At 53.6% G+C, this 24,262-nt stretch carries 20 protein-coding genes; 19 read left to right on the forward strand and 1 reads right to left on the reverse strand.

The window, feature by feature from the left end:
* Positions 1–26: 26 nt before the first annotated feature.
* The 5 genes from ACI3E1_RS03920 (at position 27) to ACI3E1_RS03940 (ending at position 6,669) form a co-directional block, all read left to right on the forward strand.
* Positions 27–1,217, forward strand: coding sequence for an AMP-binding protein (locus tag ACI3E1_RS03920; protein ID WP_405024351.1), 1,191 nt, complete (start codon positions 27–29; stop codon positions 1,215–1,217).
* Positions 1,207–2,331: a thiolase family protein gene (locus tag ACI3E1_RS03925; RefSeq protein ID WP_405024352.1), complete on the forward strand. Its 1,125-nt coding sequence runs from the start codon at positions 1,207–1,209 to the stop codon at positions 2,329–2,331. The genes ACI3E1_RS03920 and ACI3E1_RS03925 overlap by 11 nt, the downstream gene beginning before the upstream one ends.
* The gene (locus ACI3E1_RS03930; protein ID WP_405024353.1) at positions 2,325–3,077 is read left to right on the forward strand and encodes an SDR family NAD(P)-dependent oxidoreductase; all 753 of its coding nucleotides are present in this window, start codon (positions 2,325–2,327) and stop codon (positions 3,075–3,077) included. The genes ACI3E1_RS03925 and ACI3E1_RS03930 overlap by 7 nt, the downstream gene beginning before the upstream one ends.
* Positions 3,078–3,149: 72 nt before the next feature.
* Entirely contained in the window at positions 3,150–5,756 is a 2,607-nt protein-coding gene (gene mprF / locus ACI3E1_RS03935) for a bifunctional lysylphosphatidylglycerol flippase/synthetase MprF (protein WP_405024452.1), read from the forward strand.
* Positions 5,757–5,862: 106 nt separating this feature from the next.
* Positions 5,863–6,669, forward strand: coding sequence for a Cof-type HAD-IIB family hydrolase (locus ACI3E1_RS03940; protein WP_405024354.1), 807 nt, complete (start codon positions 5,863–5,865; stop codon positions 6,667–6,669).
* A gap of 59 nt (positions 6,670–6,728) precedes the next feature.
* Here ACI3E1_RS03940 and ACI3E1_RS03945 read toward each other — a convergent pair whose 3' ends face one another.
* On the reverse strand, positions 6,729–7,613 hold the full coding sequence (locus ACI3E1_RS03945) for a cation diffusion facilitator family transporter (RefSeq protein ID WP_405024355.1): 885 nt from the start codon (positions 7,611–7,613) through the stop codon (positions 6,729–6,731).
* 264 nt (positions 7,614–7,877) lie between these two features.
* On the opposite strand from ACI3E1_RS03945, the gene ACI3E1_RS03950 reads away from it, so the two are divergent.
* From ACI3E1_RS03950 to essB, 14 genes are all read left to right on the forward strand, one after another.
* Positions 7,878–9,515, forward strand: coding sequence for a phosphoenolpyruvate carboxykinase (ATP) (locus ACI3E1_RS03950; protein WP_405024356.1), 1,638 nt, complete (start codon positions 7,878–7,880; stop codon positions 9,513–9,515).
* A 174-nt stretch (positions 9,516–9,689) separates the two neighbouring features.
* Entirely contained in the window at positions 9,690–10,088 is a 399-nt protein-coding gene (gene spxA, locus ACI3E1_RS03955) for a transcriptional regulator SpxA (RefSeq protein WP_405024357.1), read from the forward strand.
* A 150-nt stretch (positions 10,089–10,238) separates the two neighbouring features.
* Entirely contained in the window at positions 10,239–10,925 is a 687-nt protein-coding gene (locus ACI3E1_RS03960; RefSeq protein WP_405024358.1) for an adaptor protein MecA, read from the forward strand.
* 57 nt (positions 10,926–10,982) lie between these two features.
* Complete coding sequence (locus ACI3E1_RS03965) at positions 10,983–11,972, forward strand: competence protein CoiA (protein ID WP_405024359.1); 990 nt, start codon at positions 10,983–10,985, stop codon at positions 11,970–11,972.
* 12 nt (positions 11,973–11,984) lie between these two features.
* Positions 11,985–13,790, forward strand: a complete 1,806-nt coding sequence (gene pepF, locus ACI3E1_RS03970; protein ID WP_405024360.1) for an oligoendopeptidase F — start codon at positions 11,985–11,987, stop codon at positions 13,788–13,790.
* 90 nt (positions 13,791–13,880) lie between these two features.
* The gene (gene hprK, locus ACI3E1_RS03975) at positions 13,881–14,828 is read left to right on the forward strand and encodes an HPr(Ser) kinase/phosphatase (protein WP_405024361.1); all 948 of its coding nucleotides are present in this window, start codon (positions 13,881–13,883) and stop codon (positions 14,826–14,828) included.
* 15 nt (positions 14,829–14,843) lie between these two features.
* Positions 14,844–15,680, forward strand: coding sequence for a prolipoprotein diacylglyceryl transferase (lgt, locus tag ACI3E1_RS03980; protein ID WP_405024362.1), 837 nt, complete (start codon positions 14,844–14,846; stop codon positions 15,678–15,680).
* Positions 15,681–15,740: 60 nt separating this feature from the next.
* Complete coding sequence (trxB, locus tag ACI3E1_RS03985; protein WP_405024363.1) at positions 15,741–16,664, forward strand: thioredoxin-disulfide reductase; 924 nt, start codon at positions 15,741–15,743, stop codon at positions 16,662–16,664.
* 135 nt (positions 16,665–16,799) lie between these two features.
* The gene (locus tag ACI3E1_RS03990; protein WP_405024364.1) at positions 16,800–18,524 is read left to right on the forward strand and encodes a phospho-sugar mutase; all 1,725 of its coding nucleotides are present in this window, start codon (positions 16,800–16,802) and stop codon (positions 18,522–18,524) included.
* Between the two features lie 312 nt (positions 18,525–18,836).
* Complete coding sequence (locus ACI3E1_RS03995; RefSeq protein ID WP_405024365.1) at positions 18,837–19,124, forward strand: WXG100 family type VII secretion target; 288 nt, start codon at positions 18,837–18,839, stop codon at positions 19,122–19,124.
* Positions 19,125–19,180: 56 nt separating this feature from the next.
* Entirely contained in the window at positions 19,181–22,414 is a 3,234-nt protein-coding gene (gene esaA, locus ACI3E1_RS04000; RefSeq protein WP_405024366.1) for a type VII secretion protein EsaA, read from the forward strand.
* The gene (locus ACI3E1_RS04005) at positions 22,398–22,874 is read left to right on the forward strand and encodes a hypothetical protein (RefSeq protein ID WP_405024367.1); all 477 of its coding nucleotides are present in this window, start codon (positions 22,398–22,400) and stop codon (positions 22,872–22,874) included. Before esaA ends, ACI3E1_RS04005 begins: the two co-directional genes overlap by 17 nt.
* Positions 22,852–23,103, forward strand: a complete 252-nt coding sequence (locus tag ACI3E1_RS04010; protein ID WP_405024368.1) for an EsaB/YukD family protein — start codon at positions 22,852–22,854, stop codon at positions 23,101–23,103. Before ACI3E1_RS04005 ends, ACI3E1_RS04010 begins: the two co-directional genes overlap by 23 nt.
* A complete protein-coding gene (gene essB / locus ACI3E1_RS04015) occupies positions 23,090–24,253 on the forward strand; it encodes a type VII secretion protein EssB (RefSeq protein WP_405024369.1) in 1,164 nt (387 codons plus the stop codon). The genes ACI3E1_RS04010 and essB overlap by 14 nt, the downstream gene beginning before the upstream one ends.
* Positions 24,254–24,262: the final 9 nt, after the last annotated feature.

A 24,262-nucleotide genomic window follows, 5' to 3' on the forward strand; every position in this document is an offset into this window, starting at 1 on the left:
TAATGTTGACGCAAAGGAGTGGTTTGATGGCGTTCTGCGACAAAGTGGTTACAACGGCAACAGGGGAGTGGCTTTCACCAACGGCGGTTCGCCACCGGGTGGCGGTGCGCAGTAAGGAACTCCGCTCGTCCCGTTCGGTGGTGGTGATTAATTCGGATGATGAGGCAAACGTGTGGGTGGATTGGCAGGCGACCCTGGCCAACTACCAAGTGCCGTTTGTTGGCCCGACGAGCGCCCTGCAACACTTCACGCCGGCGCCGGTTCACTCCCAGCCGCCCGTTTTCCTTGCGTTGACGTCGGGGACGACTAGCACACCCAAAGTGCTCTGGCGAACGGTGGCGTCATGGACGGCGGGTTTTGCGGCGTGTGCAACAAGTTTTGCGCTTTCCCCGCAAATGACTATCTTTTGTCCCAGTCCCCTGACAACGACGTTGGGGCTCCACTCCCTGATTTTTGCCCTGACGACCGGGCGCCCGTTTACCCGGCAACTGACGGTTATCGGGGAACAGACGGCGCTCTTTGTGGTTCCTGCCTATGTTCAACAGCACCTTGCTGACTTCCCGTGGGCAAAGATTAGGCGGGTGATCCTTTGTGGCGGAACCACTCCGAACGAGTTGGTGCGGCAAATTAAGGCCCAGGCGCCGCACTGTCGCGTGTTTGAAGCGTACGGGACAGCCGAAACGAGTTTTATTGCCACCCAGGAACGGACAGGAGATGAGCACGCGGGCCAGGTCGGACGCCTTTTCCCGCGGGTTCGCGCCACGACTACGGCAGATGGTCGGCTACAGGTGCAATCACCTTACCTCTACGCGGGAACGGCAGCCCATCCCCAGCAGGTTACTACGGTGGTGACGGACGATTACGGTACGGTTGCGGGGCAGGAGGTTACCCTGCGCGGCCGGGCCCATGACATGATCAGTCACGGGGGGAATACCTTCTTACCCCAGGTAATTGAAACCGTCGTCGCCCCGTGGTGCGGTCAGTGTGCGGTGTTTGGGGTGCCGGATCCCACCTACGAGGAGCGGGTGGTCCTGTTGGTGAGTGGGTTACAGGGAACCGTTGCTGCCCTGCGCACGCGCTTACAGCATGACCTGCCAGCGTACATGGTTCCCGCAGAGATCATTCGGGTTGCGGCCATTCCGCTCCATAATCATAAAATTGCGCGGAAGGTACTTTGTCAGCAGTATTTACGGGGAGGGTTTCATGATGAAGGTTAAGATTGTTGCGGCGTACCGGACACCGGTGGGAAAAGTAAACGGCATGTTGCGGCAGGTGGCGCCCGAAGAATTATACCGCCAGTTAATCCAGGGCCAACGGGAGAAGGGAATCCCCACCACACCTGATATGGTGGTTTTGGGAAACGCTGTTAATCAGGGCGGAAACTTGGCCCGGCGGTGCGCGTTAGCGGCCGGCATTTCTCCGGCAACTCCGGCACTGACCTTGGATTGCCAGTGTGCAAGCGGATTGCAGGCGGTGGTTACCGGAGGACGGATGATTGAAACGGGGGATGCCACGCTGGTTTTTGCGGGGGGAGTTGAAAGTAGCTCCCAAGCATACCGGGTGCAAACGGCGGCCGGGATTTCCTTGAAGCGTTTTCCGTTAGCACCGGAAGGGATGCGCGACCTTGACCCTGGGAGTGTGGCTGACCGGCTAGCAGTTCGGGCGGGGATTACGCGCGCGCAGGCTGACCGCTATGCTGTTCGTTCCCAGCAACGAACCCGCCAGGCTTGGGAAGTTGGGGTGACGGCAACGGAAATTATTCCCGTTAATGGTAGCAGTCAGGATGAGTGCCCCCGGCCGACGACCTTTGCCGGGTTGGCCCGGTTAAAACCGGCCTTTCACCTGGCGGGGGTTTGTACGGCGGGCAATAGTTGCCCAATTAACGACGGTGCCAGCTCGGTGGTGCTGGCGGCACCGACCAGCGATTATCCGGCGCAGGGTTATCTGCTGGGAAGCGCACTGGTGGGTGGGTTTCCGGATCGGTTCTTAGAAACGCCCGTGTCAGCGGTCCAAACACTGTTAGCTAAAACGCGGGTTTCCCCGGAGATGATCGCGGCTTACGAGGTTAACGAACCCTTTGCGGTAGCAGCGCTCTTTTGTCAGCGGCGGCTAGGAATTCAGGCAGCACGGTGGAACCCGTATGGTGGGGCCCTGGCTTCTGGCCATCCATACGGCGCAACGGGGGGAATTTTAATTACGCGGCTGCTTAACTACTTAAAACGCCTTGACCATCCGGCTATTGGAATAGCGGCGATGTGCGTTGCCGGGGGAATGGGCAGTGCTGTGTTGGTGGGCAACCAGCAGGTCGAAAGGTGGTTAGAAGAATGGTAAAACGCATTTTAGTTACCGGGGCAACCAGGGGGATTGGCCGGGCCACCGCCCAAGCGGCCATGAAGCAGGGTTTGGCCGTAATCTTACACGGTCGTAACCGGCACCGGCTAAACCAGGTGCGCCAAACGCTGCTGGCGCATTATCCCCATGGTGAATGCCGGGTACTTTGCTGCGATGTTGTTGACCGTTCGGCAGTTGGTAAGGCGTGTCGGCACCTGCCACCGGTTGATTATTTGGTAAACAACGCGGGGACCGTGGCGGATGCTTGGTGGACGAAGATGACTGTCAGACAGTGGGACACCGTCATTGCAACCAACCTTACCGGGGTGTTCAACATAACCCGCGCGGTTGTTCCTAAAATGCGGGCCGGGGGGGCAATTATCATGATGACTTCCCAGGGGGGACTGTTGGGGAACCCCGGGCAGGCCAACTATGCGGCAACCAAGGGTGCCCTAGTGAGTTTGACGTATACGCTTGCCCGGGAACTAACCCGGTATCATTTGCGGGTGAATGCTGTGGCGCCGGCTGCCCGAACGGACATGACCCGCCCGGTGATGGCCCACCTGCGGGAGCGGTACGGTGGGCACCTTCCTGCTGAATGGCATCTTGGATCGGCAACGGCGGTAGGGCAGTTTATTGTGACGCAAGTTCTTTCCACGCCGCAAACCGGGTGCGTGTTTGCGGTTAACGGATCCCAGGTGGGGTACTGGACCCCCCCGCAGTACCATGATGGTTTTCCCCAATAACGGATGTTCCTTGCAATCTGTCAAATTATTGGTGATAATTGAAAAGACATGATACGAGGAGGAACACGCGTGATTAAGCAAGCGTACGAACGAATTAAGAACTTTATCGGGCAAAACTTTACGGTAATTAAGGTCCTGTTTGCCTTTTCGGTTTTCACCTTTGTTGCATATGAAATTGGCCAGATCTTTAAAAAACTTGATTGGGCCCACGTTGGGGCCAGTTTGATGGCCCGAACCCCCGGAGAAATTATTATTATGCTGGTTGGGGGATTAGTTGCAGTCACCCCGATGTTGGGGTATGATTTCATGATCGTGAAATTCTTGCCAGAAAGTTATTCGGTTCCGTACGTTGTGCGGAGCGGGTGGATTACCAATACCTTCACTAACATTGCGGGGTTTGGGGGGGTGCTTGGTGCCACACTCCGGGCGAACTTCTATAATAAAAACGCGACGAAAAAGCAGGTGCTTTACGCCATCTCAAAGATCGCGCTGTTCTTACTGGCGGGGTTGTCCATCTACTGTTGGATTGCGCTTTTGATGATGTTCGGGGTGGGGATTGGCCACCATTTCCATAACTATGCCGTGTGGTTACTGGGAGGCGGGTTGTACTTCCCCGTGTTGTTCTGCGTGACGAAGTTTAAGGATAACGCCTTTTTCGGGGATTTAACCCTTAAGCGCGAGGTTGGACTAATCGCCACGTCAACGTGTGAGTGGGGGTTAGCGGCCCTGTTTTTCTTGTTGATTGGGGCCATCTTACACCCGCACGTTCACTTGGCGGCGGTTTTTCCGCTCTACATAATTGCCGAGGTCGTGGGAATTATCTCGCTAGTCCCGGGAGGCTTGGGTTCGTTTGACGTGTTTATGCTCATTGGGTTAGCAACCCTCCACGTTCCGAGTGCCGTAGCCGTGGCATGGTTGCTGCTATTTCGGCTGTTCTACTACATCGTGCCGTTCTTAGTCGGAGTGGCCTTCTTCGCTCATGATTTAGGGCACCGGGTCAACGAACACTTCAACGGGTTACCACGGGCACTGTTGCACAAGGGTGCGCATTTCTTGGTGACGGCTTTCATGTACTTCTCGGCGATTTTCATGCTGTTGGAGGCGGCGGTGCCAAACTTTACGCTGAGTAACGGGTTGCTGATGAAACTGGATACGTATACGTTTCTCTTCTTGAATCAGATTTCCAGCATTATCTTTGCGTTCATGTTGCTTGGAATGGCGCGTGGGATTCAAAATAAAGTGAAAAAGGCGTTTTGGCCGACGCTAGTGATTCTGGCAGTGGGAATTATTAACACGCTTATTCATGCGTATACGTTGAGCTTAGCGCTTTTCTTGGCGGTTGTTTTCTTGGCAGTGGTGCTTTCCCGGCATGAACTGTACCGCGAACAGTTACAGTACTCGCTCGCTGAAGTGGTTGTTGATACCGCCATTGTGGTGGGAATTGCTCTTTTGTACGTTGTCGTGGGGATTATCAACGCCCCGAGTACGCTGATTCATCATCACCATCCCCACCACGTACCGCTGCTACTACTGTTTCCGGCGCAGCGCGTGTGGTTATACGGGTTTGTCGGAATCATCATTGCCACGGTGATTTTGGTTATAATCATGAATTACCTGGCATCGGGGACTAATCCGTTCCAGCGTTTTGAGTACGACGAAGCGCGGATTAAACGCGTAATTAGCATGTACGGGGGCAACGAAGTCAGCCACCTGGCCTTCTTGCAGGATAAGCACCTGTATTACTACACGGTTGACGGGGAGGATAAGCTCTTCTTTATGTATCAGCTTAAGGCAGACAAACTCATGATTATGGGGGAGCCGGTTGGGGACCAAGAGTACTTGGAAGCCGCCATTAGTGAGTTGATTATGGCAGCGGACCGGTATGGTTACCAGCTGGTCTTTTACGAAATTAACGCCCAGCTGACGTTACTGCTGCATGAATACGGCTATGACTTCATCAAAACCGGCGAAGAGGGAGTCGTTGATCTCCCATCCTTTACGCTTGCCGGGAAAAAACAACGGGCGCAGCGGGCCCTCATGCATAAGTTTGAGCGGGAGGGGTATACGTTTACGATGGAACCCGCACCCGTTTCCGCCCAGTTAATGGCCGAACTGCGGACGGTTTCAGATAGTTGGCTAGATGGACAGGTCGAAAAGGGCTTTTCGTTGGGGTTCTTTGACCCGCATTACGTGAACGAAGCACCGGTTGCCCTCGTGCGGGCGCAAGACGGGACGCTGGTGGCCTTTGCGACGTTGATGCCAATGGATGACGGCACACTCTCCGTTGACCTAATGCGTCATAGTAAGGATGCGCCGTCCGGCATCATGGATATGATCTTTATTAGTCTGTTTCAGTACGGGCAAAAGCACGATTATCAGCGGTTTAATATGGGGATGGCGCCCTTATCAAACGTCGGGGAATCGAAGTTTAGTTTCCTCGAAGAAAAAGCAGCCCATTTCATTTACGAGTATGGCTATAAACTGTACGGGTTCCAGGGACTTCGGGCTTATAAGAATAAGTACGTCACCCGGTGGCGGCCCAAATACACGTCGTACCGGAAGCGGAGCTCGGTGGCGATTACGATGTTGCAGTTGATTGCGGTGGTTAACCGCAAACGGCTCCAACAAGGCGCGCGTGCACCGCGGACGCTTCTGGTGCCCAAGTTTTTGCAGCGTTAATCAGGTATTTAAACAACCACGTAACCGATTACATTTATCCGGTAATTCGGGCGTGGTTTTTGTTATAATCAAGGAAAGGGTTACAGCTTAATCGGGGGTGTGAAAAATGCAATCAGTTCCGTTTCGGGCGGTCGCCGTTGATATGGACGGGACCTTTCTTGATGATCATAAGCGGTTTGACGAGGACCGGTTTGCCCGGGTCCTTGCGGCACTGCAAGAACACGATATTCAGTTTATTGTTGCAAGCGGGAACCAGTATGAGCGGTTGGCGCAATACTTTGCGGCGTTTCCGGCGGTAAGCTATGTTGCGGAAAACGGGGCGCACATTACCGGCCCCGGGATGGAGCCGATCCGCTACTTTGTTCCCGAAGACGTAGTGACTACCATTGTCATCCGGTGTCTTGACCTTGGGCTTGCGCCGATGGTGTGTGGGGTGCGGCACGCCTACGTTGCCCAGAGTGCCCCGGTGGTGCTCCGAAAGCGGGCGCACTATTACTGCCCGAACCTAGTAGAGGTAGGTGCGCTTGCGCCACTTCCAGAAAAAACCATTTATCAGGTTACCGTCAATGTTGCCCTTGGGGATGAACAGCGGGTGGTTGCCACGCTTACCAGGGGATTAAAACAGTGGGTCACGGCCTGTCCCAGTGGTAACGGAAGCATTGACCTGGTTGCCCCGATAGCAACGAAGGCGCAGGGGTTGGCGACGTTGTTGGCGCATAGTGGTCGGCAACTAGCAGACCTGATCGCATTTGGTGATGGTGAAAACGACCTGGAAATGTTACGAGCGGCGGGGATTAGTTATGCGATGGCGAACGGTAGTCCGGTAGTTCGGCGGACAGCCCAGCTAATTGCGCCGAATAACAACGAGGCGGGCGTTCTCCAGGTATTGGAACGGTATTTAGGATTGGATTAATAAAAAGGGACTGCGTTAAAAATGGCAGTCCCCTTTATTATTTTTGTCTATCCTGGAAATTAATGGTCAATATTAAACATCCGTTCGTTTTGGCCGCGGTGGCACTCCGCCTGAATGGTGACGTGGTTGATATGGTACTTCCGCCGGAGGAGCGCCCCAATTTCCTGGTACAGCTGTTCGGCTTCGCTCAAGCGAATATCGTCACAGTTGACGTGTGCTGAAAAAATAATCCGGTGCTCATCGATGGACCAGGCGTGAACGTGGTGAACGGCATTGACCTGGGGTAGGGCGGTGATGTCCCGGATGATGGCGTGGTAATCAAGCCGGGGCGCGCGCTGCATGAGAATGCTGGTGGTTTTTTGAATGATTGGCAGGGCTTCGTACGCGATGTAGAGGGCCACGGCTACTGAAACCAACGGGTCTAACCAGTGAACGGGCCACACCATGAGAATTAATCCGGTGGCGGTGACCCCAATTGAACTCAGTCCGTCCGCTAAGACGTGCAGGTATGTTGCTTTGATGTTAAGACTCGTTGTGCTGCCTGCGTGCAGGAGGGCCGCTGATACTAAGTTAGCGACCGTACTAATGATTGCCACTCCCGTCATTACTTCACCGTTTACGGAAGTGGGGTGTAACAGGCGTTGCAGGGCGGCCCCGATGATAAAGAGCGCCATGACAACAAGTAACCCCGCGTTAAGGAACGCCGAGATGATCTCCGCCCGGCGGTAGCCAAAGGTTTGCTTGGCGGTACCGGGGCGGCGCGCCAAGCAATGGGCCCCGTAACTAATGACAATGGTAACCGTGTCGCTGAGGTTGTGGCCGGCGTCAGCAAGTAGCGCTAAACTTCCGGCGAACAGGCCCCCTAAGAATTCAAAAACGGTAATAAGGGCATTAAGTAGTGTTACCCCCAAAAAACGTGCGGGGTGCACGTCCTGATGGTGCATGGTAAAACCTTCTTTCGTGTAAGTCTATTCCACGGAATATGATACGGGGTGGAGGGGGAAAGTTCAATGGCGACCCGGCGGAAATGGGGATATATGTGATGATTATCATTAATTTATATAGTTGTTAAATCCCTGAATAATTGTGATTTAAGCGTTATTTATTCATAATTAATTAAAATATTCACAAATACCTCCCAGCGTGCTATACTAAGCGTATGGAAGCGGTTTTTTGCGTCCAAATTTATAAAAGGGATAGTGGTTAATATGAGTACACGCAGAAGTTTCACCGAGAAGGACATTACGAAGAAAAACCCAATTTTCTCCCGGATGCGGACGACGGTGGAAAGTGCGTTTTATGAAAACAACATGCATCATGTGACCGACGTTGCCTCGGCGTATTACTTGGCAAAAAAGGCGCCGAACACGATTGTGACGGATATTCCAATTAAACACACGGACGATCTGGGATTACCTTCTGATGCCGTGCAGCTGGTTGATAATCACGGGGGTGTGGTTGGCCGGACGGCGGCCGCCCGGCGGTTATTAAATGATCCGACGGTGGATGAGGATGAAATGATGAGCGTTTTGCGGGAGGCCATTTACGGCGGGCATGAGCATAACTTCTACAAGACCGATGTTTACGTGGGATTGGACGAAGACTTCATGGTGGGGGCCCACCTGGCCGTACCGGAAGGGTTTGAGATGAACTTGCTCTCGTACATGCTTAATTTCCAGCCGGTTACTGAGGAATACCGTAAACGCTACGCGAACTCCCGGCAGTACGATGAAGGGGACATCTACATTTACGCGAACCCGTACTGGCATGATGACCGCTTCCCACAGGGGTTAGCTTTGTTTGATCCGGAGCATAATGTTGCTGCTATCCTGGGGCTGCGGTACTTCGGTGAGCTTAAGAAATCAACCTTGACCCTGACGTGGGCCACGGCGCACCGGCATGGTTACACCGCGTGCCACGGGGGCGAAAAGGCGTTCCACTTTAAGGACAAGGATGATCGCGTCTTTGCCGTTTATGGCCTGTCTGGTTCCGGTAAGTCTACGCTGACGCACGCAAAGCACAACGGCAAGTACGACATTACCGTATTGCACGACGATGCCTTCGTCATTTCCCGGGAAAACGGCTCGTCCGTTGCCCTTGAACCGTCGTACTTCGATAAGACCAACGACTACCTGCCGGGGACGCGGGAAACGACCTACTTCACCACGGTTATGAACTGTGGGGTAACAACGGATGCGGATGGTAAGCGGGTGCTGGTTACGGAAGACCTGCGGAACGGGAACGGCCGGACAATTAAGACGCGCTATGCCTCCCTTAACCGGGTGGACAAGGAACCTGCCCCGATTGACTCCATCTTCTGGATTATGAAGGACAACAGCTTACCGCCGGTTGTACGGCTAGAGGATCCGGCGCTGGCTGCTACGTTTGGGGCTACGCTGGCAACCAAGCGGTCCACTGCTGAAAACGTGGCTGATCACAATGCCCTTGTTATCGAGCCGTTTGCGGACCCGTTCCGGGCATACCCACTGGCCGAAGATTACCACGATTTCAAGGAGTTGTTCGCTAAGCAACACGTTAACTGTTACATCATCAACACGGATAACTTCTTAGGCAATGATATTAAGAAAGAAACGACGCTGGGGATTCTCGAAACCCTGGTGGACGATAAGGATCAGTGGCAGGCGTTTGGCCCGTTACCTCATATGAGCTACATGCCACTGGACGGCTACGAGGTTAACTTTAATGATAAGGACTACGTTGAAACGCTAAAGGCCCGCTTCGAAGTGCGGTTGAACTGGCTCAAGCAGTATGAGCAGAGCCACGCCGGGGAACAATTACCAGCCGAGTTGTTGACAAGCTTGGCAACGTTAATTGATAAGTTATAATTCCCGAAAACCAGGGAGGTGCGGGGAGTTAATTTGACGATTAAAACGTTACTTGTAAAAAATAACGATTAAGTTTGTAATAAATTCGTTATAAAGTGTGCGGTTGCTTCCGGAATGGACTATAATAGAAACAGTCGATGACGGATAACGGTTTATAAAGTAAGGAGCGGTCGTATGGTAACGTTATATGTTTCGCCAAGTTGTACGTCATGTCGGAAAGCACGGGCCTGGTTACAGGAACATGAAATTCCGTTCACTGAACGGAACATCTTCTCCGAACCGCTCACTGTTGATGAGATTAAGCAGATTCTTCAGATGACTGAAGATGGGACGGAAGAGATTATTTCGACCCGTTCGAAGGCATACAAGCAGTTGCACGTTGATTTGGACGACCTACCGATGGGAGAGTTGTTCGATATGATTCAGCAGAATCCGGGGCTTCTGCGGCGGCCGATTATTATGGACGAGAAACGGCTCCAGGTTGGTTATAATGAAGATGAGATTCGGCGGTTCCTACCGCGGGAAGTGCGGGCGCTTGAATTACGGCAAGCACAGGAACTGGTCGAGTACTAATCGCTCAACGGTGACTTACCGTTCGAATGACGGGCGGACATGCATCATTGCATGTTCGCCCGTTTTTAGCCACTGAGTAGGGGACTTTCACCCCGACACAAAAACGGGTATGATGGGTACTAAGGAGATTGCGGACGGAAGGTGAGTTAGATGGAAGTCGAACGGGTCAATGAGCGCACGATTCGGGTGCTTTTAGGAATGGACGACCTCGAAGCGCATGACGTCACCGTGCTGGACCTTTTGGGAAACCAAAAGGAAGTTGAGCGGTTTTTTTACCAGATTTTGGCTGAGGTTGATACCAACCACGAGTTTCAGGATAACGATGCGGTGACGTTTCAGATCATGCCCAACCGGCACGGGCTGGAGTTATTCATCACCAAAGTGGATGTTGATGAGGATGGCAAGCCCAAGGATGAGCCGTTGTTGGGGGTACCACTGGCGGCAAATGACGCTGCCCATAAAGATTCTGGTGATGGCGATGTGCGCCGAACAACGGTGGCAGCTGACGAGGAGAAGTCAGCCACTTCTTTGACCCATGAACCCCATCATTTGGTGTATGCCTTTGCAACGTTTTCGGCGGTTCAAACGCTTGCTCAGGACATAGATGCGAGTGCAGTGGTATCGCACTTGTATGCTTTGGATGATCAGTATTACTTAGACGTGGTTGTCTACGACGACGTTTTGGGAACCACCGGGCTGGCCACCCTCCGGGGAATGCTAGCTGAGTACGGCGACCGGGCTGTCCGGCTGACTGGCGCCATGCTTCGGGAGCGGGGACGGTTACTCTTACGTGATTCGGCCCTCCAGCTGGTTCGGCACTATTTTCCTGTTGATTAATAAAAAATACGAAATTGACCGTCTCTTCGCCTATTTATGGGGTGAGGGGGCGGTTTTATGAACTGGGCATACGATAATCAGCATCGACTCATTACGGCTTCTCAAGCACAACCGAAGCAGCCGTACTGGTGCCCACGGTGCGGGGTAAGCCTGCACGTACGGCGGGGAAGGGTTAACCGGGCGTATTTTGCCCATCAGGCCCGGTCAACTGGCGTTGGTCGGGGAGAGACAACGCAACATGCGAGTGGTAAGCAGCAATTGGTCACTTTAGTGCGGCAAGCGGGGTATCCCGCCGTCCTTGAACGGTCCTTACCGGCTAGCCACCAGCGACCAGATATTCTGGTGGGGCGGTGGGCACTTGAGTACCAGTGTGCGCCGCTCTCTGTAGAGGCGTATTGTCACCGCATGCAAGGATACCAACAAGCCGGGGTCTTTGTGTTGTGGTTGTTGGGGTCCCGGTATACCCTTAGGCGGACCCTTTCCCGGCAAGTGGCCCAGTTTTTACGCTGGCGGCCCCAGTTGGGGTGGTACCTGACGTATTACGATGTTTCTCGGCAACGGTTAGGGGTAGCGTATGATTTATGGCAGGCGCCGTTTTTACCACTCCGGGTGCGGTGGTTTTGGACGAAGCGGTGGGATGAGTTCGTTACGTTTATGCGGACGCCGCGAACATTGCCGGTTCCGGTTGTTCCGGCGACCGCGATTATTCATCAACAACGGCAACTTAACTGGCGGTGTCAACAACCTGGATGGTGGCTCAGACGACTGCAGGTGCAATGTTACCAAGCGGGCGTGCCCCTGACAATGCTGGGGGCGTTTATTGGGCAGACATATGCTGCTCCGCTATACCAGCATGGTGGGTTGGAGTGGCGGGTAGCGGTGGCTCTCCAATGGCTTGGTCGGCCCCAGCTGTCAGTACGGTTGCGGGTGTGGCCGGGAATTACGGGGGCACAAGAAGCGATGGCCGCTGACTATCAGCGCCTGTTAACAGCACTTTCTCAGTGTACAAACTCCCCGCTAATCGGTAGAATAAAAGCAAAAAAGTAAGGACGTGATTTGATGGTTGTTGAGTTACCTTCACGGGCGGACGTCGCCCCGGAACTAAAGTGGGATTTAACGTTAATTTATGCAACGGACGATGCGGCCCAGCAGGCACTCGTAGCGATTAAGGAGCGAGCCGAAGCGTTTGGTCAGTATCAGGGGACCCTGCAGCAGGGCGGAGCGGCCCTGTTAAAAGCCCTTCAGGCGCTACTTGCACTTAACCGCCAGACGGAAAAACTGTACGTGTATGCTGAAATGAAAAACGATCAGGATACCACCAACGCTCAATATCAAGGGCTCTTTGCCCAGGTGGAACAGCTGATGACCACGGTGGCTCAGCAAACGGCATGGTTCCAACCAGAACTGGTCCAGCTCACGGACGCCCAGCTTAATCAGGCGTTGGCAGACGAACCGGGATTGCGGGAGTACCAGCACCTACTGGAACAATGGACGAGTGAACGGGACCATGTTTTACCGGTGGCGCAAGAGCACTTATTAGCCGGGGCCCAGTCCGTTTTTGGCGGCCCTGAACGGATTTTTGGAACGTTAAGTAATTCGGACCTTGATTTGGGAACGGTGACGGACGCTGATGGGGTTAAGCGCCACCTGTCAGACGGGGTGTATGCCCAGCTGCTAGAGGCAACCGATCCGCGGGTTCGCAAAGAAGCGTTCACACAACTGTACCGGGTGTACCAGCAGTTTGCGGCAACGTTTGCGACGACTCTTGCCACCCACGTGCAGATGCACAACTATACTGCGCAAGTGCACCGTTACCCGGATGCCCGGACGGCCGCTCTGGCAGAAAACCACATTCCGGTTAGCGTGTACGACCAGCTGGTTGATCGGGTAACGGCCCACCTGGATTTACTCCACCGGTATGTCCGGCTGCGGCAACGGGTGCTGGGCCGGCCCGTTCACATGTATGACATGTACGTGCCGTTGACGGGGGAACCATCCTTAAAGTTTACTTACGATGAGGCTAAGGAAATGGCCCTCAAGGCGTTAGCCGTTTTAGGCGATGACTACTGCCAGCACGTTCAAGAAGCGTTTGACCGGCGGTGGATTGACGTGGTGGAGAGTAAGGGAAAACGGAGCGGGGCATACTCCAGTGGAATGTATGATACCGCCCCGTACATCCTATTAAACTGGCAGGACACACTGGAAAACCTCTTTACGCTGGTGCACGAGATGGGCCACAGCATGCACAGTTACTACACAACCCATACGCAACCGTATCAGTACGGGGATTACGCTATTTTTGTGGCCGAGATTGCATCTACAACTAACGAAAACCTGCTGACCCAATACTTACTGAAAACGCAAAAGGATCCGGCGGTGCGGGCATACGTGCTCAACCACTACCTGGATGGCTTTAAGGGGACGGTCTTCCGGCAAACCCAGTTCGCCCAGTTTGAACAGTGGTTACATGAACAGGACGCCGCTGGTCAGCCCCTCACAGCGCAGCGGATGGCTGAGTACTACGACCAGCTTAATCAGAAGTACTACGGAAACGCCGTGGAAAACGATCCGCAGATTGCCTACGAGTGGACACGGATTCCCCACTTCTATTACGACTTTTACGTTTACCAGTACGCAACCGGGTTTGCGGCGGCCACCACGTTAGCCCAGAATATCTTGGATGACGACCCGCAGCACACAACGGCATACCTGAATTACCTCAAAGCTGGCAGCAGCGACTACCCGTTGAACGTGATGCGGCAAGCGGGAGTTGACATGACCCAGCCAGCCTACTTGGAGCGGGCGTTTACCGTCTTCGATGAGCGCCTCACCACCCTCGAGCAGTTACTTGGGACAGATGCCTAGTTTAGGGATGTTCTAAATTGCGCTTTTTGTTATGATTAGGATAACGGGTTTTGAGAGGAGAGATTCGTTAACTTGTAGGGGGGTAAACCAATGAATCAGGTAAGTGTTGCGGAACTTGTTGAAGCAAACAACCTCATTGTGTACTACGGCAAAAAGTTCTTAAAGGAGCGCTTTGTCACAACGAGTGATATTTCCCGGCCGGGGCTCGAGTTGACCGGCTACTTTGATTACTACCCGGAGGAGCGGATCCAGCTTCTGGGGATGAAAGAAATTTCCTATGTACAAAAAAAGCCGGCATCCGAACGGGCGCGGGACATCGAGCGGCTGTGCGGTCCGCACACGCCGTGCTTCGTCGTTTCCCGGATGCTGCCGGTACCCGCGGAGCTGGAAGATACGGCCCGGCGGCATCAGCTTCCAATCTTGCGGACTAAACTGGGCACTTCTAGGGTGTCCTCAAAAATGTCCAACTACCTCGAAGGGTGCTTGGCTGAACGAAAGTCAATGCACGGGGTATTGATGGACATTTACGGTTTAGGTGTGCTCATCACGGGGGATTCGGGGATTGGGAAGTCCGAAACCGCCCTTGAATTAATTAAGCGGGGGCACCGGTTGATTGCCGATGACCGGGTCGACGTGCACCAGCAGGACGAACAGACAATCATCGGGGAGGCGCCGAAGGTTCTTCAGCACCTCCTTGAAATTCGGGGGATCGGTATTATTGATGTGATGAACCTGTTTGGGGCCGGGGCGGTCCGCCAGTCCACGGATATTTCATTAATCGTTCACCTGGAAAACTGGTCCAAGGATCAGCAGTATGATCGGTTAGGAACCGGAGAAAAGATGGTGCCGATTTTTGAAGTGGAAATTCCTCAGATTACCATTCCGGTTAAGATTGGGCGAAACGTCGGCATTATCATTGAGGCGGCGGCGATGAATTACCGGGCTAAGATGATGGGTTACGATTCCAGCAAGGCGTTTGAGCAAAACCTTCGCGAACTAATTGCCCAAAACTCCGCGGTTGATAACCAGGATGACTAGCTTTAAAGAAGAGAGATGGAGAGAATGTTAGCTGCGTTAAACCCGAATGCCGTTCAGTTCGGGCCGTTTCGGATCCGGTGGTACGGCATTATCATCGCGTTTGCAGTGTTGTTGGCGGTGTTCTTATCAGTTCGGGAAGGCCGGCGCCGGGGAATTAAGGAAGACGACATCTACGACTGCTTGTTATGGGCCCTTCCGGTGGCGTTAGTGTGCGCCCGGGCGTATTACGTAGTCTTCCAGTGGAAGTATTATTCCCAGAACCTGGCACTGATTCCGTGTATTTGGGACGGCGGGATTGCAATCTACGGCGGGCTAATTGGGGCCCTCGTTACGTTAATGGTGTTTTGCCACCGGCGGCACATTAATTTGTGGTTATTACTGGACGTGATTGCCCCGACCGTTATTTTGGCGCAGGGGATCGGTCGCTGGGGGAACTTCATGAACCAAGAGGCCCACGGATACGCGACCACCCTGGCATTTTTACAAACCACCCTGCACCTCCCGCACTTTATTGTGAGTCAGATGTGTATTCACGGGGTGTACTACCAACCAACCTTTCTGTACGAATCGGTGTGGGATGTTTTGGGATTCATCGTGTTGATCTCCCTGCGGCACCGGAAGCACTTTTTTAAGTGCGGCGAGGTTGTTTTGAGTTACGTGATGTGGTATTCGGTTGGCCGGTTCTTCATTGAAGGAATGCGCACGGATAGTCTGATGTTAGGGCCAATCCGCGTATCCCAGTGGTTATCGGTGCTGTTTTTTGTGGGAGCTTTGGCGCTAATTATTTATCGGCGGCGCCGGCAGCCTGCTAATCCCTGGTACCTCGATCAGGGTGAGCAAAAGGCTTCCTAAAAGTAAGCTAAGCCCGTATAATGAGTAAGCAGTTTAGTAGGTAATAAGGAGGGTTTTGGAATGACAAAGGAATATGACGTTATTATTATTGGCGCTGGTCCGGGCGGGATGACCGCTGCTTTGTACGCCTCACGGGCAAACCTGAAGGTATTGATGCTTGACCGGGGGGCGTACGGTGGGCAAATGAACAACACCGCCGCCGTTGAGAACTATCCGGGCTTTAAGTCCATTTTAGGACCGGATTTGGCTGAGGAGATGTACCAGAGTGCTACCCAGTTTGGGGCGGAGTACGCGTACGGAACGGTGACGGCGGTTAAACTGGCCGGGACCGACCGGATTGTGGTGACGGATGACGGGGAATATCATGCCAAGGCCGTGATTGTTGCTACCGGGTCTGAAAACCGGAAACTAGGTGTTCCCGGTGAAGAAAAGTACAGTGGCCGGGGGGTTTCCTATTGTGCCGTTTGTGACGGGGCCTTTTTCCGGGACCGGAACGTGACTGTCATCGGGGGTGGTGATTCCGCCGTTGAAGAGGCGATCTACCTTACACAGATGGTTAAGCACGTTAACGTTGTTCACCGGCGTGACCAATTGCGGGCGCAAAAGGTGGCGCAGGAGCGCGCCTTCAAGAACGAGAAGATTGACTTTACGTGGCATTCCAACGTGATTGCCATCAACGGGGATGAGCAAAAGGTTACCAGTGTTACGGTAAAAAATAACCAGACTGGAGCAGAAGAAGAGGTCCCGACAGCGGGCGTCTTTATCTACGTTGGTAACGTGCCGATGACCGCCCCGTTTAAGGCGCTTGGCATTACCGACGAGCACGGTTGGATGGTCACCGATAACCGGATGCGGACGAAGGTTCCAGGGATCTTTGCAATCGGTGATGTTCGCCAGCACCAGCTTCAGCAGATTACCACGGCAGTTGGTGATGGGGGAATTGCCGGCCAAGAAGTCTTTAGCTACCTTCAAGAACTGGATTAGGATGAAGTTAATTAGTTAACGGCAAGGCGCTGTTAACTAATTTTTTACTAAACGATTGTGTATCCGCTTAACTGTGGTAAAATAGGGGCGGTGAATCGTACACTAGTATGATTTGAAAGCGAGGAGCTGAGATTTATGAGTTGGAAAAACACATACGAAGAATGGGATAAGCAAACGCTCGTGCCTGATTTGCGGCAGGAGTTAGATAGGATGAAGGGAAACGATGAAGCATTAGAGGATGCCTTTTATACGCCGTTGGAGTTTGGAACGGCTGGCATGCGCGGCGTTCTTGGTGTGGGAATTAACCGGGTGAACGTTTACACCGTTCGGCAGGCCACGGAGGGGTTAGCAACCTTCATGGATACCCTGGATGAAGAAACTAAGCGGCGCGGGGTGGCAATCAGCTATGATTCCCGGCACCATTCCCAGGAGTTTGCGTTTGAATCCGCCCGGGTCTTAGGGGCTCACGGAATTCCAACGTACGTGTTTGAAAGTCTCCGGCCGACCCCGGAACTGTCGTTTACCGTCCGGCACCTCCACACGTACGCCGGCATTATGATTACGGCTAGCCATAACCCGAAGCAGTACAACGGGTACAAAATCTACGGTGAGGACGGTGCCCAGATGCCGCCGAAGGAATCAGACATGATTACCAAGTACATCCGCGCGGTCACTGATTTGTTTGCCATTAAGCTGGCTGATCAGGATGCCTTAATTGAGGACGGTATCCTGCAGGTAATCGGTGATGAGGTTGACCAGGCCTACCTGGCGGAGGTTAAGCAGGTAACGATTGATTCTGAACTGGTTGCCGAGGAGGGGAAGACGATGAAACTAATCTTCACGCCCCTCCACGGAACGGGTGCCATGATCGGGGAAAAGGCACTCCGGCAAGCTGGCTTTGAAAACTTCACGATGGTGCCACAACAAGCCCAGCCGGACGGCGACTTCCCGACGGTGGTAAAACCAAACCCGGAGGACCCGGAGGCCTTTAACTTGGCGATTGAACTGGGGAAAAAGGAACAAGCCGACCTGTTAATTGGGGTTGACCCGGATGCTGACCGGCTTGGAGCGGCGGTCCGGCAGCCTAACGGCGAGTACCAGCTGCTAACGGGGAACCAGATTGCAGCGGTCATGCTGAATTACATTCTAAAAGCGCGCAAGAACGCCGGTACACTGCCGGCCAATGCGGTGGCCGTAAAGTCCGTTGTTTCTAGTGAATTTGCGACGAAGGTGGCCGCCAACTACGGTGTTGGGATGATTAACGTATTAACTGGCTTCAAGTTTATCGCCGAGCAGATTCACAACTTTGAACTGCACCATGACCACACGTTCATGTTTGGGTTTGAGGAAAGCTACGGTTACCTCGAGCGGCCGTTCGTCCGGGACAAGGACGCCATTCAGTCACTGGTTATGCTGGCGGAAGTGGCGGCGCACTACAGGAAAGAAGGCAAGAACCTCTACGACGGGCTGCAGGAGCTCTTTGCTGAATACGGCTACTTTGCTGAAAAGACGATTGCCAAGACGTTTGATGGGATTGAAGGGGCCGCTGAGATTAAGAACCTTATGACGAAGTTGCGGGAAGAAAGCCCGGTTGACTTTGCCGGCGTGAAGGTTGCGGCCGTTGAAGATATTCAGGCGGGGACCAAGAAGTACGCTGACGGGCGGGTCGAAAAGATTGACCTGCCGCAATCCAACGTGCTGAAGTACTACCTGGAAGACGAAACGTGGATTGCGGTGCGGCCGTCCGGAACGGAACCGAAGATTAAGTTCTACATCGGTACGCAGGCGGACACGCAGGCACAAGCGCTGGAGAAACGGGATGAGTTTGAGAGCGCCATTAACGCCTTTATTGCCGGGTAGGAATAACTGAATAACTGAGTTTAACACCCCCAAGGAGGGCTTTTTGGCTCCTCCTTGGGGGTTTTATGATGAGCGCAAAACACCGGTTGGGGTTACTTTACCCGGAAAAACGCGAATGTTCTGGGTAAACTACGGGGTAAATGTCAGTTCGTTTTTCATATGTAGTAGTTCCGGTGAATAACTGATATAGCAATCATTGCACATAAATATTAATGAATTTTATCAATCATATTGACATACAAACTATTGAAGAATACACTACTAGTGCAGTGTTACTTTTTTTTTTTTAGGTAGACTAAGGAGGATAAATTTATGGCATTAATTAAAATGACGCCAGAGCAGATGCAGCAGTACGCAACAAAGTACGGTCAGAGTTCCCAACAGATTTCCGACATGCTGGGACAATTAAAGTCGCTCCAGTCACAGATTTCCGCTGACTGGCAAGGGCAAGGGTTCCAGCGGTTTGACCAGGAATTCAACCAGCTGTGCCCGAAGATCCAGCAGTTCGCTCAGCTCCTACAAGAAATTGATCAGAAGCTGAAGCAGTCCGCTCAGGCAATGAGTGATACCGACCAGCAGATTGCTTCGCAGTTCAACTAAAACGCGGGGTTATCAGTTATGCTGACTGGTAGCCCTTTTTTTGGTGAGGTGGAAACATGAAAAAACAAAGACAACATAATTGGCACGTTCTAATCGGCGCGGTGGGATGCCTCGCGTTGATTTTAGGGGTCGTTTTCGTTGGCGGCCGGGCGCTGAAGCAAAATAGTAATCTCCGGACGGCCCGCGGAAGCCAGCCCATCCGGATTGCGTTCGTTAACGAGGATAACGGCGTAACGTACCGGCACGTCCACTACAACTTAGGAAAGGCCTATATCCAAGGAATTGGGCACCCGCGCGGTGAACAAGTTGTGGCGGTGCCACGGGACGTTGCTGAAAGTGGGTTGAAAAACAATAGTTTCCAGCTTGCCGTCTTTGTACCGACGAACTTTTCGGCGCGGATTATCGACGTTGATAATCCCAACCCGCATAAGGTGAAGGTACAATACATAATCAATGCCAAGTCGACGGGGGAGAAGGTGCGGTGTAAGGAAGCCGCCCAGCAGATTGTTACCGGGTTGAACCAGAAACTAGTGACAATTTATGACATGGGAATTTTAAGTAACCTGTATGATGCCCAACAACGGGTTGCCGGCATTTATGCCCGGCAAGGACGGTTAGCCCGGAATTACGATAACCAACTCGCCGCCCCGATTGCGGCGTTTAGCCAGGAGTTTCCGGACATTAGCGGGGGCCTCCGGCAGCTCGCCCAAACTAATCAGGCAACCCAATCCCAGTTTGCTCAGCTAGAACGGGCTCAGACTGCTGCGCAAGCCAACCAGATGCAGGCCATGCAGTCACAGCTGGGTAAGGTCATGCAACAGCAGCAAGCTAACCAGCAAAATGCGGCGAAACTCGCCCAGCAGGCGCTTCAGGCAAAGAACCAGCAGGGCAATCAGCAGTTATTGCCGCTGATGCAGCAGATGATTACTCAGGACCAGCACCTGCAACAGACCCTCCAGCAGCCGGCAAATGCTGGGCAGCTTCTGACAACGTTTAACCACTATACGCAGGCGTACGATCAGTTGTGCCAGCAATTAATTACCAACATTAATAACCAAAAGAAGCAGGATGATACGATGGGTAAGCAACTCCAAAACGAGGTGCAGCAGCACTACGCACCGGGGTTGACGGTTGGTACCTACCTGCAAAAGGAGGATCCGCCGCTCTACCAGCAATTAATGAAGCAGGCGCAGGATGTCAGCACGGTTCAGACGCTGGAAGACCAATTGCCGTACACGAGTCTGCCGGAGAGCGTTACCCAACACCTACCGGCTAGTGACGTTCAGCAGATGCAGACGGCCATTCAACAAATTAAGGCGGCCAATACCCGAATGAAGGATGCCGGATTGGCGGTGAAGTTTACCGGCAACTCAAGTGCCCAGCAGGCCTTCAGTCAGGCGCTGGCGGATAGTAAACACCAGCAATCCCAGCAGCAGACTGTCACAACAACCTTAGCGGTAACGGGGACAAAAAACATGAAGAACTCCGAACTGACGGTGCAAGTGCCCGCTCAGTGTCAGGTTGTGGGCACCCAGGGGCTTCAGGCACACGGGGGGAATTGTTATCAGGTGACGGACCCGCAAACCGTGCACCTGAAGTTGCGCTATAACCCGACAAAGGTGAACGGGGACGACCAGGTTAAGCTGACGTACCACCACACGCAGGACGATCCGGCGAAGGTGACGGTGCTGGACGGTACGCAGGTGACGGGGGGAACCCAGCCGGATGCGGATAACAAGCAAGCCAACCAGTCACAGGATTCCCAAAAGAACCAATCAAGCCAACAGTCCAATGGTTCAGCGCAGTCCCAGCAAAACAATAATTCTCAAAATAACAATCATGCTAATAACCAAACGGCGGCGAACGTTCAGGTGAAGACGCATACGCAAACGGTGTCAAACGACCAGGAGCGCGCCATGACGGTTAGCTTTAACCTGGCACAACTTCCGCAAGTGGCTAGCACCAAGCAGCTTGCTAAGCTGGACGGGCAGTGGTTAAGTGCCTACCAGAACGCAGCGACGGCTGCACAAAACCGGGCTAAGCAAGCGGATCAAGGGGCGATCCACAAGATGATGAACGAGAACATGGGGAAGAACCTCCAGCAGTTCTTACAAAAGGAAAGCCAACAAAACGACCAGCTCCTTGACCAGGAGCTGACAACGCTCCAGCAGCGCGACCAAACGGTTAAGAAGAACCAACAAAAGTACGAAAAGCAGCTTGGCGGCATAGGGAAGAACTCCCAGCAACTGTTAAAGCAGGTTAACCAGCAGCTCCAACAGTTACAGCAGATGCAGGATAGTCTCAATCAGAAGGCAAATGCAGCCGTGCCTGCCGCCTCCACCCAAGCCCCAGCAAGCAATGCCAATGGTGATGAAGCCACTGCGAGTGCTCCGAAGCAGGCGGCCAACCTTGCTCAGGCATCAGGCAATACCGCCAACCAGGCGGGTAATGACGCCCAGGCATTTAGCGGCGCTTATGACGGGCTCAACGGACTTAGCCAGGAAATTGCCCTTGTGCAGGCCAACGGGAAGGGGCTGAAGGGCCGGTCAATGAACCTCCAGCAAGCCTTCCGGCACGACCTTGCCCGGAGCGGCAACTTTGAGCAGGCGTTTATGCAGGTGTTAAACGCGGCCTACCAAAACGGGGTGCCGAACAGTAAGTTGATGCACTTTATTGCCAACCCCGTTGCTGGTGATGGGGACGTGGAATTATCCGGCCACACCCAGCAGTACAACATGGGGTTATGGACGATTATCATGGCCGTTGTGGCGTGGTTCATCGCGTATGCCGGGGAAACGCTCCGCTTCTTGACGGCCGGAAAGTACTTCTCGGCATGGCAAACCCGTTTGGGCGAACGCAGCCGGAAGCTAATCTTTATTGGCGGCGCTAGCCTGATTAGTGGGGGAGTGATTGCCCTTGTGGCCGGCCCCCAATTCCCGTTAGTCGCAGCTAACCGGTTACCGTGGCTACTTTCAGGCGTGATGTTAACGGTAACGCTCGCTTTGATCGCGGATGCCCTGTTACGCTATGGCGGCATGGGCGGTACGGCCCTTGGGATTGCTGCCTTGATTAACCTCATTATTAACCAGGCCCAGTTGGTTCATGGCGGCCTCTTAGCCCACCTTAACTGTCTAGCGTTAGTCGGTCACCAGCTGCTGAACGTTGTGTTGATGAATACCAGTGACGTGGTGCTTGGGTTGTTATGCATGGCCATGGTCAGCATCGGCTTGGGCTGTGTACTCCTGTGGGGACCAGAAAGCGGGTGGCACCGGCGTGCGGTTATTAAATAAACAATTAGTTGTGGTCCTTTGTGGCCTGGGGGTACTCGGAAGTGGGGTGCCGGCCGTTCAGGCCGCTCCCTCCAACCAGCAACTCAACTTACCCCTAAACCAGGTGGGACAAAACCACCAGCGCCAACAGACCCGGAATGAAAACACCCAGTTATTCCAGACGGACCGGGTGGGGGATTTGGCTCAAACCAGGCATCAGTTACTACGCCAGGGCCGCCGGACGGTCTTCACTAAAAACGGGCGGCTGCCCAACCCGGTCAACCAGGCGAACCTGTTTCGCCGGCCGGGCAAGAAGACAACTCCCCCGCACTATGCCCCAACAAGTAACCAAGTGACGATTACGCACCGGGGGCAACTGCCGTGGTTGTGGCTGGTGGCCGGAGGGGTCGTGTGTGGCGCCGCCGGAATTTCGGGACACATGATATGGAGGGAACAGCGTGAACAACACAGTCGCAATTAGCGTTGAATTACCAGACCAGCGCCGGGTGGACGTGCAGGTGAACCCGCACATTCCGCTCAGCCAGCTGGTGGATCAGTTGGTCGCCATTTACCAACTACCCCCCCGGCCCTATACCGTGCAGGTCACAACCCAGCAACGGTGGCTGCGCGGCTCCCGCACGCTGCAGGAGGCCCAAATTACGACGGGGGATGCCTTACGATTACGGGAGGACGAACATGCAAGCAATTAAGTACCACTTTGATCACCAGGAATACGGGTATGAGTATGATGACCACCAGATTATTCAAAGCATTAGCCGGGCCGAGGTGACGGCCAAGGATGCCGATGAACTCTTAGCCGTCGCTCCCGCCCACGACCTCTTCTTACCGGTCGCGATTGGCTGGGAGAGTGACCGGGTAACGCTGACCAGTGACCGCATGCCGGGGCGTTTTATTCAGGACGTGCCGGCGTGGACGACTGCCATGAAGTTGCGCTTACTGGTCAACTTGTTACCGGTGCGGGATCTCTTATTAACCGGTGAACTGACCACCAACCTCCACCCGCATAATATTTATTTGGATGCAAATAACGTGCCGCACCTGCTGTACCGCGGGATTCCGGAGAAGATGCCGGGTGCGGCCTTAACGGATGCTGAACTAGTGCGCCAGTTCCAGTGCCTAGCTGGATCCCTCTTTACTGGGCGGTCGTTTGACGACTTGTACAACGGCCTGTTAGCGGAAGGGGCCAAGCAAAGCCAGTTCATGTTGGACCTCCTCCAGATGACGACGATGACGGACATGGCCACCTTCTTAAAAAAGCAGGCTGCCCAGGCCGCAACGACTGAAGAGCAGACGATGGTCCGGGTTCCACGGAAACGGTACATGGTGGCACGCCAGCTGGCTTTGTGGTTAGGAGTGGCGTGCGTGCTACTACTGATTCCGTTGGGCTACCTGTTATTAAGTAAGGTACCGACGGATAATGCGTGTCTGGCGGCCGACCATGATTTTCAGGCGGAGAACTACGACCAAACGATTAAGGATCTCCAGCACGTTAAGCTCCAACACCTGCCGCAAACCCAAAAATACGAACTAGCCCGCGCTTACATTGCGGACAAAGGGTTTAACCACACCCAGCGGGCGAATATCTTAAAAAACGTGACGTTAAATGCTTCTTCGACATACCTTAACTACTGGATTGAGGACGGGCGCGGGCAACTAGATGATGCCCTGGCTACGGCCAAACAGCTGCAAGACACCAACCTGATTATGTACGCGTTACTCGGAAAGATTGATGCGGTCAAGCAAGACAAGCACCTGTCCGCCCAGAAGCGCGAGCAGCAGCTTGAGAGTCTCCAAAAGCAGTACACGCACTATCAGCAGTTACAAAAGAAACACCACTAAGGAGGAATT

The organism is Ligilactobacillus sp. LYQ139, assembly GCF_045033025.1.
Lineage (GTDB): Bacteria > Bacillota > Bacilli > Lactobacillales > Lactobacillaceae > Ligilactobacillus.

Coding starts and splice junctions, on each gene's coding strand:
- ACI3E1_RS03920 (WP_405024351.1), top strand. CDS start 27: ATGGCGTTCTGCGACAAAGTGGTTACAACGGCAACAGGGGAGTGGCTT.
- ACI3E1_RS03925 (WP_405024352.1), top strand. CDS start 1,207: ATGAAGGTTAAGATTGTTGCGGCGTACCGGACACCGGTGGGAAAAGTA.
- ACI3E1_RS03930 (WP_405024353.1), top strand. CDS start 2,325: ATGGTAAAACGCATTTTAGTTACCGGGGCAACCAGGGGGATTGGCCGG.
- ACI3E1_RS03940 (WP_405024354.1), top strand. CDS start 5,863: ATGCAATCAGTTCCGTTTCGGGCGGTCGCCGTTGATATGGACGGGACC.
- ACI3E1_RS03945 (WP_405024355.1), bottom strand. CDS start 7,613: ATGCACCATCAGGACGTGCACCCCGCACGTTTTTTGGGGGTAACACTA.
- ACI3E1_RS03950 (WP_405024356.1), top strand. CDS start 7,878: ATGAGTACACGCAGAAGTTTCACCGAGAAGGACATTACGAAGAAAAAC.
- spxA (WP_405024357.1), top strand. CDS start 9,690: ATGGTAACGTTATATGTTTCGCCAAGTTGTACGTCATGTCGGAAAGCA.
- ACI3E1_RS03960 (WP_405024358.1), top strand. CDS start 10,239: ATGGAAGTCGAACGGGTCAATGAGCGCACGATTCGGGTGCTTTTAGGA.
- ACI3E1_RS03965 (WP_405024359.1), top strand. CDS start 10,983: ATGAACTGGGCATACGATAATCAGCATCGACTCATTACGGCTTCTCAA.
- pepF (WP_405024360.1), top strand. CDS start 11,985: ATGGTTGTTGAGTTACCTTCACGGGCGGACGTCGCCCCGGAACTAAAG.
- hprK (WP_405024361.1), top strand. CDS start 13,881: ATGAATCAGGTAAGTGTTGCGGAACTTGTTGAAGCAAACAACCTCATT.
- lgt (WP_405024362.1), top strand. CDS start 14,844: ATGGAGAGAATGTTAGCTGCGTTAAACCCGAATGCCGTTCAGTTCGGG.
- trxB (WP_405024363.1), top strand. CDS start 15,741: ATGACAAAGGAATATGACGTTATTATTATTGGCGCTGGTCCGGGCGGG.
- ACI3E1_RS03990 (WP_405024364.1), top strand. CDS start 16,800: ATGAGTTGGAAAAACACATACGAAGAATGGGATAAGCAAACGCTCGTG.
- ACI3E1_RS03995 (WP_405024365.1), top strand. CDS start 18,837: ATGGCATTAATTAAAATGACGCCAGAGCAGATGCAGCAGTACGCAACA.
- esaA (WP_405024366.1), top strand. CDS start 19,181: ATGAAAAAACAAAGACAACATAATTGGCACGTTCTAATCGGCGCGGTG.
- essB (WP_405024369.1), top strand. CDS start 23,090: ATGCAAGCAATTAAGTACCACTTTGATCACCAGGAATACGGGTATGAG.